The sequence below is a fragment of the Streptomyces sp. NPDC029169 genome (genome assembly GCF_055563935.1).
The window spans coordinates 107,925-125,080 of sequence record NZ_JBVHXA010000001.1 but is presented as its reverse complement, the minus strand read 5'-3'; the positions used below and the strand labels follow the sequence as shown (position 1 = coordinate 125,080).

15 protein-coding genes and 2 pseudogenes are annotated in these 17,156 nt (G+C 73.0%); 6 read left to right on the top strand and 11 right to left on the bottom strand.

What is annotated here, in order from left to right; translation table 11 throughout:
* Positions 1–6: 6 nt before the first annotated feature.
* Together ACZ4VI_RS00550 and ACZ4VI_RS00545 are read right to left on the bottom strand one after the other, a co-directional pair.
* Positions 7–726 carry a response regulator gene (locus ACZ4VI_RS00550; RefSeq protein WP_467995289.1) on the bottom strand — a complete coding sequence of 240 codons (720 nt, stop codon included), beginning with the start codon at positions 724–726 and terminating at the stop codon, positions 7–9.
* The gene (locus ACZ4VI_RS00545) at positions 723–1,535 is read right to left on the bottom strand and encodes a sensor histidine kinase (protein ID WP_467995287.1); all 813 of its coding nucleotides are present in this window, start codon (positions 1,533–1,535) and stop codon (positions 723–725) included. Before ACZ4VI_RS00545 ends, ACZ4VI_RS00550 begins: the two co-directional genes overlap by 4 nt.
* 180 nt (positions 1,536–1,715) lie before the next feature.
* Here ACZ4VI_RS00545 and ACZ4VI_RS00540 point away from each other — a divergent pair, with 180 nt between their 5' ends.
* The gene (locus tag ACZ4VI_RS00540; RefSeq protein ID WP_467995285.1) at positions 1,716–2,438 is read left to right on the top strand and encodes an ABC transporter ATP-binding protein; all 723 of its coding nucleotides are present in this window, start codon (positions 1,716–1,718) and stop codon (positions 2,436–2,438) included.
* Entirely contained in the window at positions 2,435–4,786 is a 2,352-nt protein-coding gene (locus ACZ4VI_RS00535; RefSeq protein WP_467995283.1) for an FtsX-like permease family protein, read from the top strand. Before ACZ4VI_RS00540 ends, ACZ4VI_RS00535 begins: the two co-directional genes overlap by 4 nt.
* A 69-nt stretch (positions 4,787–4,855) precedes the next feature.
* On the opposite strand, the gene ACZ4VI_RS00530 is transcribed toward ACZ4VI_RS00535, so the two are convergent.
* The 4 genes and pseudogenes from ACZ4VI_RS00530 to ACZ4VI_RS00515 all read right to left on the bottom strand — a co-directional run bounded on the left by ACZ4VI_RS00530 (position 4,856) and on the right by ACZ4VI_RS00515 (position 9,000).
* Positions 4,856–5,269, bottom strand: coding sequence for a hypothetical protein (locus ACZ4VI_RS00530; protein ID WP_467995282.1), 414 nt, complete (start codon positions 5,267–5,269; stop codon positions 4,856–4,858).
* Positions 5,199–5,765, bottom strand: a pseudogene (locus ACZ4VI_RS00525) (Clp protease N-terminal domain-containing protein); the annotation flags it as partial. The gene ACZ4VI_RS00530 and the pseudogene ACZ4VI_RS00525, both read right to left, overlap by 71 nt.
* A 132-nt stretch (positions 5,766–5,897) precedes the next feature.
* Positions 5,898–7,310, bottom strand: coding sequence for a threonine/serine exporter family protein (locus ACZ4VI_RS00520; RefSeq protein ID WP_467995280.1), 1,413 nt, complete (start codon positions 7,308–7,310; stop codon positions 5,898–5,900).
* Positions 7,311–7,407: 97 nt separating this feature from the next.
* Complete coding sequence (locus ACZ4VI_RS00515; RefSeq protein ID WP_467995279.1) at positions 7,408–9,000, bottom strand: extracellular catalytic domain type 2 short-chain-length polyhydroxyalkanoate depolymerase; 1,593 nt, start codon at positions 8,998–9,000, stop codon at positions 7,408–7,410.
* Positions 9,001–9,162: 162 nt separating this feature from the next.
* Here ACZ4VI_RS00515 and ACZ4VI_RS00510 point away from each other — a divergent pair, with 162 nt between their 5' ends.
* On the top strand, positions 9,163–9,684 hold the full coding sequence (locus ACZ4VI_RS00510) for a tetratricopeptide repeat protein (protein WP_467995277.1): 522 nt from the start codon (positions 9,163–9,165) through the stop codon (positions 9,682–9,684).
* 9 nt (positions 9,685–9,693) lie between these two features.
* On the opposite strand, the gene ACZ4VI_RS00505 is transcribed toward ACZ4VI_RS00510, so the two are convergent.
* Both ACZ4VI_RS00505 and ACZ4VI_RS00500 read right to left on the bottom strand, forming a co-directional pair.
* Complete coding sequence (locus ACZ4VI_RS00505) at positions 9,694–10,011, bottom strand: cupin domain-containing protein (RefSeq protein ID WP_467995275.1); 318 nt, start codon at positions 10,009–10,011, stop codon at positions 9,694–9,696.
* On the bottom strand, positions 10,004–11,236 hold the full coding sequence (locus ACZ4VI_RS00500) for an MFS transporter (RefSeq protein WP_467995273.1): 1,233 nt from the start codon (positions 11,234–11,236) through the stop codon (positions 10,004–10,006). Before ACZ4VI_RS00500 ends, ACZ4VI_RS00505 begins: the two co-directional genes overlap by 8 nt.
* 150 nt (positions 11,237–11,386) lie before the next feature.
* Between ACZ4VI_RS00500 and ACZ4VI_RS00495 the strand changes: the two genes are divergently transcribed.
* A complete protein-coding gene (locus ACZ4VI_RS00495) occupies positions 11,387–12,286 on the top strand; it encodes a LysR family transcriptional regulator (protein ID WP_467996245.1) in 900 nt (299 codons plus the stop codon).
* A 59-nt stretch (positions 12,287–12,345) separates the two neighbouring features.
* Entirely contained in the window at positions 12,346–13,227 is an 882-nt protein-coding gene (locus ACZ4VI_RS00490) for a DMT family transporter (RefSeq protein WP_467995272.1), read from the top strand.
* Here the strand turns inward: ACZ4VI_RS00490 and ACZ4VI_RS00485 are convergent.
* The gene (locus ACZ4VI_RS00485) at positions 13,224–14,519 is read right to left on the bottom strand and encodes a M20 metallopeptidase family protein (protein ID WP_467995270.1); all 1,296 of its coding nucleotides are present in this window, start codon (positions 14,517–14,519) and stop codon (positions 13,224–13,226) included. The genes ACZ4VI_RS00490 and ACZ4VI_RS00485 overlap by 4 nt on opposite strands.
* Positions 14,520–14,670: 151 nt before the next feature.
* Between ACZ4VI_RS00485 and ACZ4VI_RS00480 the strand changes: the two are divergent.
* Positions 14,671–14,775, top strand: a pseudogene (locus tag ACZ4VI_RS00480) (DUF5713 family protein); the annotation flags it as partial.
* Positions 14,776–14,870: 95 nt separating this feature from the next.
* On the opposite strand, the gene ACZ4VI_RS00475 reads toward ACZ4VI_RS00480, so the two are convergent.
* Both ACZ4VI_RS00475 and ACZ4VI_RS00470 read right to left on the bottom strand, forming a co-directional pair.
* Positions 14,871–16,529, bottom strand: coding sequence for an acyl-CoA dehydrogenase family protein (locus ACZ4VI_RS00475; protein WP_467995268.1), 1,659 nt, complete (start codon positions 16,527–16,529; stop codon positions 14,871–14,873).
* Complete coding sequence (locus ACZ4VI_RS00470; RefSeq protein WP_467995266.1) at positions 16,513–17,130, bottom strand: TetR family transcriptional regulator; 618 nt, start codon at positions 17,128–17,130, stop codon at positions 16,513–16,515. Before ACZ4VI_RS00470 ends, ACZ4VI_RS00475 begins: the two co-directional genes overlap by 17 nt.
* Positions 17,131–17,156 lie beyond the last annotated feature (26 nt).

Genomic DNA, 17,156 nt, shown 5'->3' with positions numbered 1-17,156 from the left:
CGCCGCTCAGCCCTCCGTCGCGCCGCCCGGGGTGACCAGGCCCGTCTCGTACGCGAGCACCACCGCCTGGGCCCGGTCGCGCAGCGCCAGCTTCGCGAAGATCCGGGCCACATGGGTCTTCACCGTCGCCTCGCTCAACGTCAGCACCTCGGCCAGCTCCGTGTTGGAGAGCCCGCGCCCCATCAGCGTGAGCACCTCCCGCTCCCGGGGTGTGAGCGCCGCCAGATCACGGTGGACCGCGGGCACACTGCCGACCGCGCCCGGAGCGCGGTCGCCGCCCGCGAAGCGCTCCACCAGGCGGCGGGTGATCGAGGGCGCGAGCAGCGCGTCGCCCGTGTCCACCAGCCGTACGGACGCGGCGAGATGCTCCGGCGTCACGTCCTTCAGCAGAAAGCCGCTCGCGCCCAGGGCCAGCGCCGCGTACACGTACCGGTCGAGGTCGAAGGTCGTCAGCATCAGCACCTTGCAGCGCGGCGACTCGGCCAGGATGCGGCGAGCCGCCTCCAGGCCGTCCATCCCCGGCATCCGGATGTCCATCAGGACCACGTCCGGGCGCAGCCGCCGGGCCGCGGCCACCGCCTCCGCCCCGTCCGAGGCCTCCCCGACGACCTCGATGCCGCGCGTGGTCAGGATCAGCCGGAATCCGGTACGGATCAGGGCCTGGTCGTCGGCGATGAGCACCCGAGGCGCCGGCGCGGCCACTCGCTCCGCCCCCGTGCCCGTCATGCGCCCTCCAGCGGGATCCGGGCCCGGACGCGGTAGCCGCCGCCCAGGCGCCGACGGGCGTCCAGCTCACCGCCGTACACCGCGACCCTTTCGCGCAGTCCGAGCAGCCCGCGGCCCGCACCCGCACGGTCCCCGGGCGACAGCTTCGGCGCGGCGTCGCCGGAGAGCACGCTCGGCCCGCTGTTGAGCACCTCCACCCGCAGATACCGCTCCCCGTACCGCACCGACACCTCCGCTCTCACCCCGTCCCCGTGCTTGAGCGCGTTCGTCAGCGCCTCCTGCACGATCCGGTACGCCGTTACATCCACCCCGGTCGGCAGCGGCCGCGGCTCGCCCGAGATCCGCACCTCCACCGGAAGCCCGGCGAAGGCGATCCGGTCGACCAGCGGACCGAGCCGGCCCAGCCCTGGCTGCGGGGCGAGCGAGGAGAGTTCCCCCGCGAGCGGCTCGTCGTACGGCGCGTCCTCGCCGCTCGCTGAGGGCGCCAGCAGCCCGAGCAGATGACGCAGCTCGGTCATCGTGTCGCGCCCCGCCGACTCGACCGCCTCGATGGCCTTCGCCGCCTCCTCCGGCAGCGTGGCGAGCACCTCGCGAGCCGCACCGGCCTGCACCACCATCAGCGCCACGTTGTGGCTGACGATGTCGTGCAACTCGCGGGCGATCCGGGCGCGTTCGTCCTCCACCGCGATCCGGGCCGCGCTCTCCCGCTCCCGTTCGAGCAGCCAGCGCCGGTCCTCCAGCGTCCTGCGCTGCAGCCGCCGGGCCCGTACCAGCGCGACCGCGAGCCATCCGGCGACGGCGCCAAGCACCGCTGAAGCTCCGGCCCACCACCCCACCCACGATCCACCCACGGGGTTCACCCTTGCAGAACGCCAGGTCATCCGCATCATCATCGGGATGCAGCCGCGTACATCCCCAGGATGACCCGGCCCGGCGGATACCTCGGGGGAGTGATGCCCTGCCCGGGACGCGGACCGTAGCTTCCTGCCATGACCACGGAAATCGGCACCGCCACCGACCGGGCGGACCAGATCGTCGTACGACTCGACGGCGTACGCAAGGAGTTCGGCGAGACGACCGCCCTGGACGGGGTCTCGCTGGAGATCCGCAGCGGCGAGGCCGTCGCCGTCATGGGCCCCTCGGGCTGCGGCAAGTCCACCCTGCTGAACATGGTCGCCGGACTCGACCGGCCCACCTCCGGAAGCGTGCTCGTCCACGGCGACGAGCTCACCGGCATGAAGGAGAAGGAGCTGGCCCTCTTCCGGCGGCGCCGGATCGGCATGGTGTTCCAGTTCTTCAACCTGCTCGACGACCTGCCCGCCCTCGACAACGTGGCCCTCGCCGCGCAGCTCACCGGCACCCCGGCCGCGCAGGCCCGCCGCCGTGCCCTGGAACTCCTCGACGAACTGGGCATCGCCGACCGCCGCAACGCCTACCCGGCCGTCCTCAGCGGCGGCGAGCGGCAGCGGGTGGCGGTCGCGCGCGCACTCATGAACCGGCCCGCGCTGCTGCTCGCGGACGAGCCGACGGGGGCCGTCGACACCCGGGCCGGCGAACAGATCATGGATCTGCTCCTCGACCTCAACCAGATCGGCCAGACCCTGCTCATGGTCACCCACGACGAGCGGATGGCGGCGCGCTGCGCCGGCCGGATCGTCGACATGGTCGACGGCCGGGTGGCCGGCGAGCGCAGCGTGGAGCGCACGGCATGAGCGCGGTGTGGCGCGCCTCGCGCGCGGCCGTTCGGCGCCGCCGGCTCCAGACCTTCGTCATCGGCCTCGTCGTGTTCTTCTCCACCGCCACCGTCGTCGTGGCGCTCGGGCTCCTCGACGCGGCGAACGGACCCTTCGACAAGGGCTTCGCCCAGCAACGCGGAGCGCACGCCGTCGCCGCGTACGACTCGGCCAAGGTCTCGGACGCGCAGCTCGCCAAGGCCTCTGGGACGCGCGGCGTCGAGGCGGCAGCCGGTCCGTACCCGGTGGCAGTCCTCCAGGTCCCCGAGGGCAACCCGCCCCCGTTCGTCGGTCCGTTCAACGTGGTGGGGCGCTCGGGCCCCGGCGGGGACGTGGACCGTGTCGATCTGTGGAAGGGCCGCTGGGCCACCGCGCCCGGTGAGATCGTCATCAACGGCCCGCGGCCCGCGGCCGCCCTGCTGCCCTTCCAGGCGGAGAGCCCCGGCTTCCCGCTCGGCGACACGATCGAGGTGCCCGGCCTGCCGAGCCTCACCGTCGTGGGGTACGCGCACAGTCTGAGCAACAGCGCCGACGGCTGGGTCTCACCGGACCAGGTCGACGCGCTCGGCCCCACCATGACCGAGATGCTCTACCGCTTCGACGCCCACGCGACGGACGCCGATGTGGCGGCCGGGCTCGCCGCGGTCGACTCCGCGCTGCCGTCCGAGTCGCTGCTCGCCTCGCAGTCGTACCTCACCATCAAGCGCGAGGTGGCGTCCGGACCCGGCTCGTACGTGCCGTTCCTCGTGGTCTTCGGACTCCTCGGCCTCGCGGTGGCCGTGCTGATCGTGGCGAACGTCGTCAGCGGCGCCGTCGTCTCCGGATTCCGGCACATCGGCGTACTCAAGGCCCTGGGCTTCACGCCCGGTCAGGTCATGGCCGTCTACCTCCTGATGGTCTCGATCCCGGCCGTCGCCGGCTGTCTGTTCGGCGCCGCCCTCGGCGACCTCACCGCCCGACCCCTGCTGTCCGGCGCCTTCCAGGGCAGCGGTCTGCGCGTAGAGGGCATCAGCCTCTGGGTGCATCTGCTCGCGCTGACCGGGATGCCGCTGGTGGTGCTGCTCGCCGCGCTCGTCCCGGCGCTGCGGGCGCGCGGGCTGTCCGCGACGGAGGCGATCAGCGCGGGCAGTGCTCCGCGCCGGACCGGGCGTGGACTGCGCGTCCAGCGCAGGCTGAGCGGGTCGCGGCTGCCGCGCGCGGTGAGCCTCGGCCTGGGCATGCCCTTCGCCCGGCCGGGCAGGACCGCCCTGACGCTGGCCGCCGTGGTCCTCGGTGTGATGACGGTGACGTTCGCGAGCGGCCTCGCCGACACGGTCGTGAAGGCGACGGAGGCCTCCGAGGAGGACGTCGACCTCACCATGCGGCCGGCGAACCCGTTCTTCGAGGAGGAGACGGCGAGGGAGCGGAGCGACACCGAGATGGAGAGGCTGCTGCGGTCCGTGCCCGGCGCGGCCGAGGTGACGCCGGACCTCATCGTCTCCCTCACGCTGGCCGGACGCACAGACGCAGTCGAGGGGTTCTTCCTGCGCGGCGATCACGCGAAGCTCGGATACGACAGGCAGCTCGTCGAGGGGCGGTGGCTGAAGGGGGCCGGGGAGACCGTCGTGGCCTCGGCGTTCCTGAACCAGACCGGCCGGAAGGTGGGCGACCGGCTCACCCTGGTCCTGGACGGGAAGCGGACCGAGGTGACCGTCGTCGGCGCGATCACGAACGGAAATCCCAACTGGCTGCAGTTCGACCGCGGGACCCTCACCCGGCTCGACCCGGACTACCGGCCCCAGACCCACCAGTACCGGTACCACATCAAGCTCGACCCCGGCACCACACCGCAGCAGTACGCGGCCGCGGTGGACAAGGCGGCCGGCGCCGGTCTCTACCCCATCTACCACGAGCCCGCTTCCTTCACGGTCGCCGTCGTCAGCCTCTCCACGGCCCTGTCCCTGATGCTCGGCACGGTCGCGGCCCTCGGCGTCTTCAACACCGTCGTGCTCGACACGCGGGAGCGCCGCAGGGACATGGGGATGCTCAAGTCGATCGGCATGACCCCACGTCAGGTGATCGCCATGGTGGTCACCTCCATGGCGGCGCTCGGACTCGTCGGCGGTCTGATAGGCGTCCCGCTCGGGATGGCCGCGCACCGGGTGGCCGTCCCGCTGGTGGCCGAGGCGGCGCTGGTCACCATCCCGAGGTCGGTCCTCGACGTCTGGGCCGCCCCGATGCTCGCCCTGCTGGTCCTGGCCGGGGTCACCCTCGCGGTCCTCGGCGCCCTGCTCCCGGCCCGACGGGCGGCGCGGCTGACGATCTCGGAGGCGCTGCGCAGCGAGTAGGGAGATCGCATGGGGCCGCGGGGCCGGAAGGGGAGACGGCACTTCCGTGCCCCGCGGGCTGAGGGGGTGTCACGCCGCGGACGAGCCGGTTTCCGGCCTCTTCACGCGGCACACCAGGGAGTCGTTCTGGACGTCCGCCAGGATCGTGTCGCCGGGGTCCGCCACGCCGCCGAGGAGCAGGTCCGCGATGCGGTTGTCCAGTTCTGTCTGGATCGTGCGGCGCAGCGGCCGGGCGCCGAACTCCGGCTGGTGGCCGTGGGCGACGAGCAGCTTCTTCGCCGCGTCGGTCACCTCCAGTTCCAGACCCTGGGCGTGGACGCGGTGTTCGCTCTGGCGCAGCAGGAGGTCGAGGATGTCGCCGAGATCGTCCTCGTCCAGACCGTGGAAGATGATCGTCTCGTCGATGACGCTCCTCCGGCCGGGCCGCCGGTGCGCCCTCCGCCCGCACCGCGCGCTCGGCGGTCGAACGCAGGCCGCCGACATCCGTCCCGTACGCCGTGAGCAGCTTCGCGGCCGCCGAGTTCGGGTCGTCGAGGAGGGCGCCCAGGATGTGTTCGTGTCCGATGTACGAGACCCCCGACTCCTGGGAGCGCTCGTACGCCCGCAGCAGGACGCGTTTGGCCGCCGGGGTGAGCCCGGGCTCCGCCGAGGGGGCGCCGCTCTCGCCGGGCAGCACCTCGGCGATGGACGCGGTCAGCTTGTCCGGCTCGGCGCCCGCCTGGGCGAGCAGACCACGGGCCGGGTCGACCTGGGTGCAGGCCCAGAGCAGGTGCTCGGTGTCCAGATCGGCGCTGCCGTCCTCGGACGCGCGGGCGGACGCGCGGCCGATCAGTTCCCGCGCCGAGTCCGTCAGGAGCCTGCCGATCGGTACGCGCTGGACGGCCGGGGGAGAGGCGGCGGGCGACATGCCGAAGAACCGGTTGAGGAGATCGTTGAACGGGTCCTGTCCACCGAAGGAACCGAAGGGAGACATGGTCATGAGATGCCGTCCAGGTGCGTCGACGTCCGGGCAGTGCTCCCTCCACTGGACCAGCCACCAGGGCTTCCCACCCGGCGGAGCCCGCATACGGAGCGTGGCCCCGGCGGGCGCCCACCGCCCCCGCACGCGGATTCAGCGCATCTCGTCCGTCGGGACCGCACCGCCGTCCCGTCCTCCGATCGGGTGAGCCGGGCCGCGGCCGCCCGGCGCGGGCTCGCCGACCTGGAACCGCGGCCGGCGCTGGAGACCCGCGCCGACGAGGACGCCAAGGGCGATGGCCGCGACGGTGATCACGGTGTCGACGAGACTGGAGAGCCCGGCCGTACCGCGTTCGACGATGAGCTCCGACACGGTGGTGAGACCCACGGCGCCGGGCACGAGCAGCCAGAAGCAGGGCAGGAACACCACCTGTTCCGGGGTTCGCGCACGGCGCTCGATCCAGGCGGCCATCGGCGGGAGCAGCATCCCCGCGGCGAACGCCCCGAACGTCGACCCGGCCAGATCGGTCGCCGCCGACTGGACGAACCGCTCCACCAGCAGGGCGGCGAGGAGCCAGCCGGTGACCCGTGGCGGCGCGGAGAAGTACAGCAGGAACCCGAAGCCGAGGAGCAGCACCCCCGCCCAGGCCGCCCAGGCGCCCAGCGTCTCCGACCGCGGTCCGCCGAGCGGCCGGGGCCGCAGCAGCTCGGTGCCGACCAGGATGCCGAGGGCGAGGAGCAGCAGGACGTTGACGGCGCCCGCGAGGCGCGCGATGCCCGACAGGGCGGCGCCCGTGGCGAGTTCGATCGCGCCGAGCGTGAGGGCCGCGCCCGGCAGGAACGCGATCAGCGGCGGAACGTAGAGCACGGTCGGCACCTCGTGCAGCAACGGCCCCGCCCAGCGCAGCGAGACCGTCGTGACCAGGACGGCGGCGACGACCGGAAGCGCGGTACGCGCGGCGGGAAGCCGGTCCCCGAAGAGCCGCAGCAGACCGACCCCGGCGCCCAGCACCGCGTACCCGATCACGGCCGCGACGGTGGCGTGCCGGATCACCCCGAGACCCACGGTGAGCAGCACGTAGCCGAGCACGGTGGCGGACGGGCTGAACCGTTCCGGCTGCTCCCGCTCCGCGCGCAGCGCCCGCCGTACGTCCTCGAACGGCATCGCCTCCTCGCGCATCCGCCCGACCAGGGACTGCAGGGTCTGCACCTGGTCCAGGCGCAGCGCGGGGCCCTCGACCGGGGCGAAGTCCAGCTCCCCGCCCCGCCCGTCGGGCCCGCCGCCGACCCGCACGAAGAGACCGGTCGGGACGATGAAGCAGCGCGCCCGCAGGCCGAACCGGGCGGCGATGTCGAGGAGGGCGCGCTCCACCTCCGCCGTCCGCTCGCTGGCCCGCAGTAGCTCCGATCCCAGCTCGCACAGGAGGGCGGCGAGATCCCGCAGCCGCTCCCGCTCGACGTCACCGGCCTCGGGGAGCGTGACCGTGCCGGCACGCCGCCTCCGCCACGGCAGGAGGGCGACGACCTTGCGGAAGAGCCCCCGCGGATCGATGGGCGGGGGCTTCATTCCACTTCGGCCTGCCTGCGCGGCATTTGTCGCATTCGGGAAACGTAGCAGCGCGCCTGGGGCTCCGCAGAGCACCCGCCCGGCCGGTGTCGGTGCGTCAGCGGTACTCGACCGTGAGCGTCACCGGGGTGTCCTTGTTCACGAAGAGATACGCGGTCGAGGCAGGCGCCGACTCGAAGCGCAGCCGCACCTGCGTGGTGCCGCTGCGGTCGAGGGCCGCGAGGGCGGGCGCCGACAGGTCCGTGGAGGTCGCGGAGCCCGAGGAGAACGCGGCGATCTGCCCCCCGCCCCCGGCAGTCGCGGGCGCCGACCAGTCCGAGGGCTCGACCGCGCACCCGCCGAAGCAGCCCGTCGTGAAATCCGCGAGGAGCCGGTTGCCCGCGGGCGACGCCCACGGATCACCCGAGCCGCTGCTGCGCGCCCCGGTCAGATACGCGCGGGTGATCTCCTTGCCGGCCGGGATCTTCGAGGTGTCGAAGGAGAGCAGCGTCCGGTTCACCTTCGCGTCCGTGCCACGGCCGAGCGCCAGACCGTACGTGTCCTCCAGCGTGCCCACAGCCGCACCCGCACCGTCGGCCGCCGCCTTCACATAGCCGTCCTGCGCGTCCACGCTCGGCAGCGTCACCCGGTCGGTCACCGGCGGGGGAGCGGAGCCGCGCAGCGCCCGCACCATCCCCATGATGGTCTCGATCTGCTTACCCCCGTGCCGGGCGTACGCGGAGTCGCCCAGATAGCCCCACCAGTTCCAGCAGCCGTTGGGGTTCTCCAGCGTGGCCGTCGCCTCGGCCTGCGGATAGAGCACGATCATGTCGTTGGTGTCGGCGTACTCGTTGAGATACGCCTTGTCGACGAACTGGGTCCCGAAGCCCTGGTACCCGTACCCCTGCTTGCAGCCGTGCAGCGCCACCATCAGGGAGCAGGTCGCGCCGTCGGAGCAGGACTTCGGTACGTAGAGGAAGCCGTTGTCGTCCAGCGACAGCGCGGCCGCGGCGCCGCCCGGGGCGTAGACGTTCTGGTCGAACCGGATCAGCGTGCCGCCGGGGGTCGTGCTCGGAGCGGCGACGGAGCCCCGCAGATGGCCGAGCAGATCCCGCTCGGCGTCGATGCCGCAGTTGTTGATGAACGGACTCTGCGTGACGGTGCAGGAGTTGGGGCCGAGCGGGCTGATCCAGGCGTGACCGGCCGCCGTGCTCCGGTCGTACCGGACGCGCGCCCCGAACCGTCCGTAGTAGTCGGCCAGCGCGTCCGCCACCGGACGCTTCACCGTCGCGTCGCCCGAGCCGCTGAAGACGTACACCGGATCGCCGGCGAGGTTCGCGACCGGGTCGACGAGGCCCTGCGCCGACCAGTTCCGCGTGGTCTGCTCCAGCTGCGCGAGCTGAAGGTCCTGGGTGGTGTTCATACAGGCGTTGAGGGCGGTGGAGAGCGTGTTCTGGGCGCAGTTGTACGGTCCGGAGGCGAACACCGCCGAGCCGCTGAACATGCCCGAGTACGCCACATGGAGCTGCGTGGCCATGTAGCCGCCCGACGAGATGCCCGCGCTGTAGACGGCGTCGACGTTGTACGGCTGAAGCTGCCCGGGGACGGGCACGGGGGCGGCGGCCGCCGCGGGGGTCGCGATGGGGAACAGGGTCGCGGCGGCGAACAGCAGCAGGGCTGTCAGCCGGCGGAGGGGGTGGGGTGGACGCATGGGATCTCCCGGCATGTCGGGGTGGTGGTGGCCGGGAGACTAGGGGCGGGCCGCGCGGGCCACCTATGGGCCCGGCCGCCATAACCACCGGGCGGGAGTGTGGCGTTCCGTCATCTGGCAGCCACCGCTCGGACCTCGTCGGCCACCTGCGACGATGCGTCCATGGACGTACGCATGAAGGACGACGAGCGGGACGGCCTGCTCGCCGCGGCGGTCGCACTGCGCGAGCAGGGCCGTCAGGAGGAGGCACGGGACCGGCTCGTGGAGCTCGCCGCACGCCGTCCCGACGACGCCGAGGTGGCCTACCAGACCGCCTGGGCGCATGACGTGCTCGGCCTGGAGGCCGAGGCCGTGCCCTACTACGAGCGGGCGCTGAAGCCGGCCGGCGCCACCGGACTGTCCGAGGAGGACCGCCGGGGCGCGCTGCTCGGTCTCGGCAGCACCTTCCGCGTCCTCGGCCGGTACGAGGACGCCGTCGCCACCTTGCGCGGCGCGGTCGAGGAGTTCCCGGACGACGGCGCTCTGCGCACGTTCCTGGCGATGGCGCTGTTCAACGCCGGGGAGCACCACGAGTCGACGCGCCTGCTGCTGCGCCTGGTCGCGGCCACCAGCGAGGACGCTCGGGTACGCCGGTACCGACGCGCCATCGAGCACTACGCCGAGGACCTGGACGCGACCGTCTGAGCTCAGGTCCTAATCGTTGACGGCGGTCAGCAGGACCACGGCGTCCTCCAGGGCGGCGAGTCCGTGCCGCTCCTTGGGGATCATCTGGAGGTCTCCCGCCGAGAGCTCCTCGGACCACCCGGCCGCCGTCAAGTTCACCCGCCCCCGCAGCACCTGCAGACTCCCGGCCGGCGGCGCGTTGTGCTCGTCGAGCGCCGTGCCGGACACCAGCGCGATCACGCTCTGCCGGAGCACCCCGTCGTGGACCACCACATGGGCGCTCCGGCCGTGCGGGTCGGTGCGCGCGTTGGCCAGATGTTCGTCGGCGAGGGCCGCGAGGTCAGGCATCGTCTCTCCCTGCGGGGGTGCGCGGGTGGTGAGTCCCAGCCTCGCGCGTGTCGCCCGGTACGCAACTCGGGGCGGTACGGCGTGTCACCGCGACCACCAGGCCGGCCGACGCCGTGAACCCCGTCGCGGCCACCACCGTCGCCGTCCAGCCGTACGCTCCGTACAGCCACACCGCCGTGAGCGAGCCGACCGCGCCCCCACCGAACGTGGACAGCATGAAGACGGTGTTGACACGGGCCGCGACCTGGGTGCCGAGGCCGAAGATCCGCGCCTGGTTCGCCACCTGACAGGCGCTGGTCCCCAGGATCAGCAGATTCGCGCCGATCACGAGTGCCACGGGGGAGAGCGCCCCGAACCCGACGACGGCGCAGGAGGCCGCCACACAGAGCAGCGACCAGGCATTCACCGTGCCCGCTCCGTAGCGGTCGGTGAGCCGTCCCGCGTACGCCGAGAGCAGCGCCCCGGGCAGGCTCAGGAGCCCGAAGAGCCCCGCCACCCCCGGGCCGAGGCCCAGCGGAGGGGCTGCCAGATGGAAGGCGAGCGTCGCCCAGAAGACGCTGTACGCGGCGAAGACCGCGGCGCCGGTCAGCGCCGAGACCCGTACCTCAGGGTGCTCGGCGAAGAGCCGGGACAGGCTCGCGAGGAGCCGTGGGTACGGCAGCCGGTGCGCGGCGGGCCCGGCGCGCTCGGGCAGGTTGCGGGGCACCACGAACAGCAGGGCGGCCGTCGCCGCCGCGGCCAGCAGATAGGCGGTGCGCCAACTCCCGCCGGCGTCGGAGACGGCACCCGAGACGGCACGGGAGACGGTCGAGCCCAGGGTGAGCCCCAGGCCGATGAGCCCCACGACCCGGCCGCGGTCCCCGGGCCCGGCGAGGGCGGCCGCCACCGGGGTGAGGACCTGCGGCAGCACGGTGGTCGTGGAGACGGCGAGGGTCGCGACCGTGAGTGTCAGGACGTTCGGCGCCGCCGCGGCCACCAGCAGCCCGCCGCTGGTCACCGCGAGCAGGACGGTGGTGAGGCGGCGCAGCCGGGCGGAGTCGGCGAGCGGGACGATGAGCAGGATGCCGAGCGCGTACCCGAGCTGGGCGGCCGAGGAGACGAGCCCCGCGGTGTGCTGGGAGACGTCCAGGCCCCGGGCGATGGCATCGAGCAGAGGCTGGGGGAAGTAGATGTTGGCGACGGTGACGGCCCCCGCCACCGTCATGACCATGACGTTCGGCCGCATGGCTGGGCGGGTTCCCGGGCGGGTGGCGGCTTGTGACGCGGCGGTGGCGGGCGGATGCATGACCACCAGGCTGCTGTCCGCGGATCCTGCCGATCAAGGTGCAAGAATGCAAGCGGCGTTTAGCGCAACTCAACGATGGAGGTCGTGGCGATGCTCGAACGGCACGAACTGGAGGCGTTCCTGACGCTCGCCGAGGAACTCCACTTCGGCCGCACGGCCGAGCGTCTCGGCGTGTCCACCGGCCGGATCAGCCAGACCGTCAAGAAGCTGGAGCGCCGCGTCGGCACGCCTCTCTTCGAGCGCAGCAGCCGAAGCGTCCGCCTGACCCCGGTGGGCCGCCACCTGTACGACGATCTCCACCCCGCCCACCGGCAGATCCTCGCCGCCCTGGAACGGGCCACCGCGGCGGGCCGGGGAGCACGGGGCACACTCCGGGCGGGCTTCGGCACCCCCTGGGGCGGCGAGCTGCTCACTGCCGCCGCCGACGCCTTCCTCGCCCACCACCCGGGCTGCGAGATCACCGTCCGGGAGGTGCCGCTCGACGGCGGGTTCCGGCTCCTCCTCGACGGCGTACTCGACCTCCAGTTCACCGCCTTTCCCGTCCGCGAACCCGGGCTCACGACCGGCCCGGTCCTCGTCGCCGAACCCCAGGTCCTTCTCGTACCCGCCGCGCATCCCCTGGCCCGCCGGGAGGCGGTCTGCCTCGACGATCTCGCCGGCGTCCCGATGGTCACCACGGCGGGCGCCAACCCCGGTTACTGGCTGGACGCCCACTACCCCCGGCGCACCCCGTCCGGCGCCGTCATCCCGCGCGGACCGGTCGCCGCCACCTGGCAGGAGGTCCTCTCCCACGTGAGCGCGGGACGCGGAGTCTCCTCGGGTGCCGCACGGGGCGCCGACTACCACCCGCGCCCCGGCATCGCCTACGTACCGCTGCGGGACGCCCCGCGGATCGAGTACGGGCTCGTCTGGCCGACGGCCGCCGAGAACGCGCTGATCCGGGCCTTCGCCGCGGCGGTCGCCGAACAGCGCTTCGCCGAACGGCGCTGAGGCGCCGGGGCGGTGTGTCCCGGACGGCCGCGGGGAAGGGGCGCGGCTACGGTGAACCGGTGCAGCCTGCCACCGACCGCGCGACGCTCGTCGCCTTCCTGGCCGCATCGGTGCTCGCGGGCGGGAACGCGGTCGGCGTTCGCTTCAGCAACCGCGAACTCGATCCGCTGTGGGGCGCGGCCGTGCGGTTCGGTGCCGCCTCGCTGCTCCTGCTGGCCGTGATGGCCGTCCGCAGACTGGAGTTCCCGCGCGGCAGGGCGCTCGCCGGGTCGGTCCTCTTCGGCGTCCTGAACTTCGGCGTGACCTTCGCGCTCGCGTACTACGCCCTGGTCCGCATCCACGCCGGGCTCGGCCAGACGGTCCTGTCCCTCGTACCGCTCGCGACGCTGCTGCTCGCCGTGGCGCAGCGCCTCGAGCGCTTCCGGCTCATGGCCGCCGTGGGCACCGTCCTCGCCACCGCCGGGGTCGCCGTCATCTCGCGCGCACCCCTGGAGGGCGGCGTACCCGTGCTGTCCTTCCTGGCGATCCTGGGCAGCGTGCTGGCGTTCGCCCAGGCGACCGTGCTGGTGCGGCGGCTGCCGAAGGTGCACGCGGTCACGATGAACGCGGTGGGCATGACGGCCGCCTCCGTCCTGCTGTTCGCCGGCTCGCTCGCGGCCGGCGACACCTGGCGGCTGCCGGACCGCGCCGCGACCTGGTGGGCTCTGGCCTACCTGGTGGTGGCCGGCTCCGTGCTGACCTTCGTCCTCTTCCTGTTCGTGGTCCACCGCTGGGACGCGTCGCGGGCCGCGTACGTCTTCGTCATCGTGCCCATCGTCACGATCATGCTGTCCGCCTGGCTCGACGACGAACCCCTCACGGCCTCGCTGCTCATCGGCGCCCCGCTGATCCTCGTCGGCGTGTACCTCGGCGCCCTGCGCAAACCACCCGAACTGCCCTAGACAGTCAGCGCTCCGGCCAGATGGTCGTACGCCACGTGCGCGTGCAGCCGGACGCCGGTGACGAGCGTGTCGTCGTCGGCGTAGAAGTGCGGATTGTGGTTGGTGACCAGGCCGCGCCCGCCCGGCAGCGGGACCGGGTGGCCGTCCGCGTCCAGCGTGGCGTCCTGGACGCCCAGCATCACGTACAGGCCGCCGAAGCGGTTCACGAACTCGGACACGTCGTCGTAGCCGAGCGTCGCCCCGGTCTCCACCGTCCGCTCCTCGCCGACCACACGGCGGATCGTCGGAAGGCCCGCCGCGACCCACTCCGCGCTGTTGTGCACGGGCGGGACGGGCTGCAGATACTCGACCGTGGCCGTGGCGTTGTACGCCCGCGCCGTGTGCTCGGCGAGGATGGCCAGGCGGCCTTTGACCTCGGCCATGTCCGACTCGACCGCGCAGCGGACGGTGCCCCACAGGGTGACGGTCTGGCCGATGATGTTGAACCGCCCGACGTCCTCGATGTGGCCGATGGACACCGTGACCGGGTCGAACGCGGAGACCTGCCTGTAGAGCTGTCCGATGCCGGTCAGGACCGCGCCCACGGCCGGCATCGGGTCGACGCCCTGCCAGGGCGTGGAGCCGTGCGTCTGCTTGCCGGTGACCACGATCTTCACCAGCGTCGAGGCGCCGTACAGGTTGCCCACCCGGTACCCGACGTACCCCTTGGGGTAGGGCGTGACATGCATCCCGAACGTCATCGTGGGCACCGGAGCGTCGCACGCGCCCTCGTCGAGCATCGCCCGCGCCCCGCCCCGCTCGGTGACCGGCGGGCCCTCCTCGGCGGGCTGGAAGACGAACAGCACGGTCCCCGGAAGCCGTTCGCGCACGCCGGCGAGCACGGTGGCGGCGCCCATGAGCATGGCGGTGTGGCAGTCGTGACCGCAGGCGTGCGAGACGGGGAACGGGCCGCCGGCGTAGTCGGCGTCCACGACCCGCGAGGCGAAGTCCGTACCGCACAGGTCCTCGACAGGCAGCGCGTCGGTGTCCGCCCGCAGTGCCGCGACCCGCTCGCCCGGCGCGCCGCCGCGCAACACCCCCACCACGCCGTGCCCGGCGATGCCGGTACGGACCTCGTCCAGGTCCAGGGAGCGCAGATGGTCGGCGATCAGGCGCGCGGTCCCGGCCTCGCGGTTGGAGAGCTCCGGGTGCCGGTGCAGATGCCGCCGCCAGGCGACCACCTGAGCCGCCGCCTTCTCGGCGCGCCGGTCCAGCTCCCTGTGGATCGGATCGTGGATCGGATCGGTGCTCAAGGGCCACCCACTCCTGGTCGGAACGCACGTCCCTCCAGGGTGGCATCCGAACGGCGTTGTCAGTGGCTTTGTGCACGATGGACACGTCCGGTGATCACGAGGGGAAGAGGACCAGGTGACGATCACGAACGAGCAGGTGGTGGGGTACGCGACCGTCGCCCGCGAGGAGATCGCCGAGAACTTCTGGTTTGTCGCCACGGCCTACGGCTTCGCCGACGCCGACGTGGAGGAGCTGATAGCCGTCCGTGAGTGGTGACGGCTCCCGCCGGTGGACGGTGGCGCCGCCGCGGGCCGTGGCGTGGGGCGCGGACCGTGCCGGGCGCCACGGTCCGCGCGTACCGAGGGGTGGGATCAGGCCGGCGGGGCCGCAGGCTCCGGGGTGGCGCGGGCGATGATCGACGTCGTGTCCAGGCCCGGCGGCAGGGTGCCGAAGGCGATGCCCCAGTCGCTGTCCAGGCGGGAGGCGCAGAAGGCGTCGGCGACCGACGGGTGGCCGTGGCGGACGAGCAGCGAGCCCTGGAGGACCAGGGCCATGCGCTCGACCAGCCGCCGCGCGCGGTACTCGACGGCGGCGGGGTCGCCGAGGTCGCTCAGGTCCTTGCGCAGCCGCGCCGCCGCCGCGTCGAGCCGGTGGTCGGCGCCCGCCGCGAGGCCGACCTCCGCGAAGAACGCCTCGACCGCCTGCGGCTGACGCCCCATCGCCCGCAGCACGTCCAGCGCGGCCACGTTGCCCGAGCCCTCCCAGATCGAGGGCAGCGGCGACTCGCGGTAGAGCCGGGGAAGTCCCGAGTCCTCGACGTAACCGTTCCCGCCCAGGCACTCCAGCGCCTCGGCCGCGTGCGCGGGAGCCCGCTTGCACACCCAGTACTTGGTCACTGCGAGCCCGATCCGGCGCAGCAGCTCCTCGTCCGCGTCACCCGCGGCCGCCCGGTCCACCGCCCCGGCGAGCCGCAGACCGGCGATGATCGCCGCCTCCGCCTCCACCGCGAGGTCGGCCAGGACGTTCGTCATCAGCGGCTGGTCGATCAGCCGCGCCCCGAACGCGCTGCGGTACGTGGCGTGATGCACCGCCTGCACCAGACCCTGGCGCATCCCGGACGCCGAACTGACCGCGCAGTCGAGCCGGGTCATGTTCACCATCCTGATGATGGTCGCCACGCCCCGGCCCTCCTCGCCCACGAGACGGCCGAGCGCGCCCTCGTACTCGATCTCGGACGACGCGTTGGAACGGTTGCCGAGCTTGTCCTTCAAGCGCTGCAGCCGGATCGCGTTCCGCGTGCCGTCGGGCAGCACCCGGGGCACGAGGAAGCAGGACAGTCCTCCCGGCGCCTGGGCCAGGGTGAGGAACACGTCGGACATCGGCGCCGAGGTGAACCACTTGTGACCGGTGAGCGCGTAGAAGCCGTCCTCGCCGGTCGGCACCGCCCGCGTCGTGTTCGCCCGGACGTCCGAGCCGCCCTGCTTCTCGGTCATCGACATCCCGGCGATGATGCCGCGCTTCGAGGTCGGCTCACGCAGCCCGAAGTCGTAGACGGGGGAGGAGAGCAGCGGCTCGTACACCTCGGCGAGGTCGGGCTGCGCGCGGAGCGCGGGCACCGCCGCGTACGTCATCGAGATCGGGCACAGATGTCCGGGGTCGGCCTGCCCCCAGACGAACACCTTCGCCGCCCGCGCCACATGGGCGCCGGGCCGATCGTCGCGCCACGGCGCCCCGTGCAGTCCGTGCCGCACGGCGACGGTCATCAGCTCGTGCCAGTACGGGTGGAACTCGACCTCGTCGACGCGGTGGCCGTAGCGGTCGTGCGTGTGGAGCACCGGCGAGTGGCGCTCGGCGAGCCGCCCCCACTCCTGGGCCTCCTCGCCACCGGCCCGTACACCCAGTTCGCGCACCTCGGCCTCGGCCCAGCCCGCGCCCTCGCGGTGCAGCCCCTCCAGGAGGGCCGGGTCGGCGGACACGTCGTAACCGGTCAGCGGCGGGACTTGGTTGGTGACCTCATGCGTGATCGGCATCGGGAACTCCCAGGGCTCTCAGAGTGAAGGTGACCAGCTCGGATACGGTCTCGGGCCCCACCGTCCCCTCCGCCAGCGGTCCGACGAGCGCCTCCGCGCCCGCCCCGACCAGCGCAGAGGCCGTCAACGAGGCGTTCTGCGGCGGCAGTTGTCCGGACCGCACCCCCTCGGCGATCCGCTCGGCGAACACGTCGCGGAACGCCCTCCGGAAGACGAGCCGTTCGGCGTCCACGGCCGGGTCGACGGGCTCGGCGAGCAGGGCGTACGCGAGCCGCGGCGACTTCAGGGCGCGGTGGGCGAACGTCTCGATGACTGCGACGACCCGCTCGGCGGCCCCCGCGTGCCCGGGGCGGGCCGCCGCCTCGGACACGGCGGCCACCTCGCGCGAGACGACCGTCCGGAAGAGCTCCACGGCGAGCTCGGCCTTGCTGGGGAAGTGCCGGTAGACGCTGCCGGTCGCGATCCCGGCGCGCGCGGCGACGGCGGCCATCGTGCAGCCGGCGTACCCGTGCTCGGCGAGCAGCCCGAGCGCCGCGTCGACGACGGTGGCGCGCCGGCCGTCGAGCCGGGCCTGGACGGCGGGAGTGCGTCGGTAGGGCATAGAAGAAGTGAAGCAGTGATTCAGTG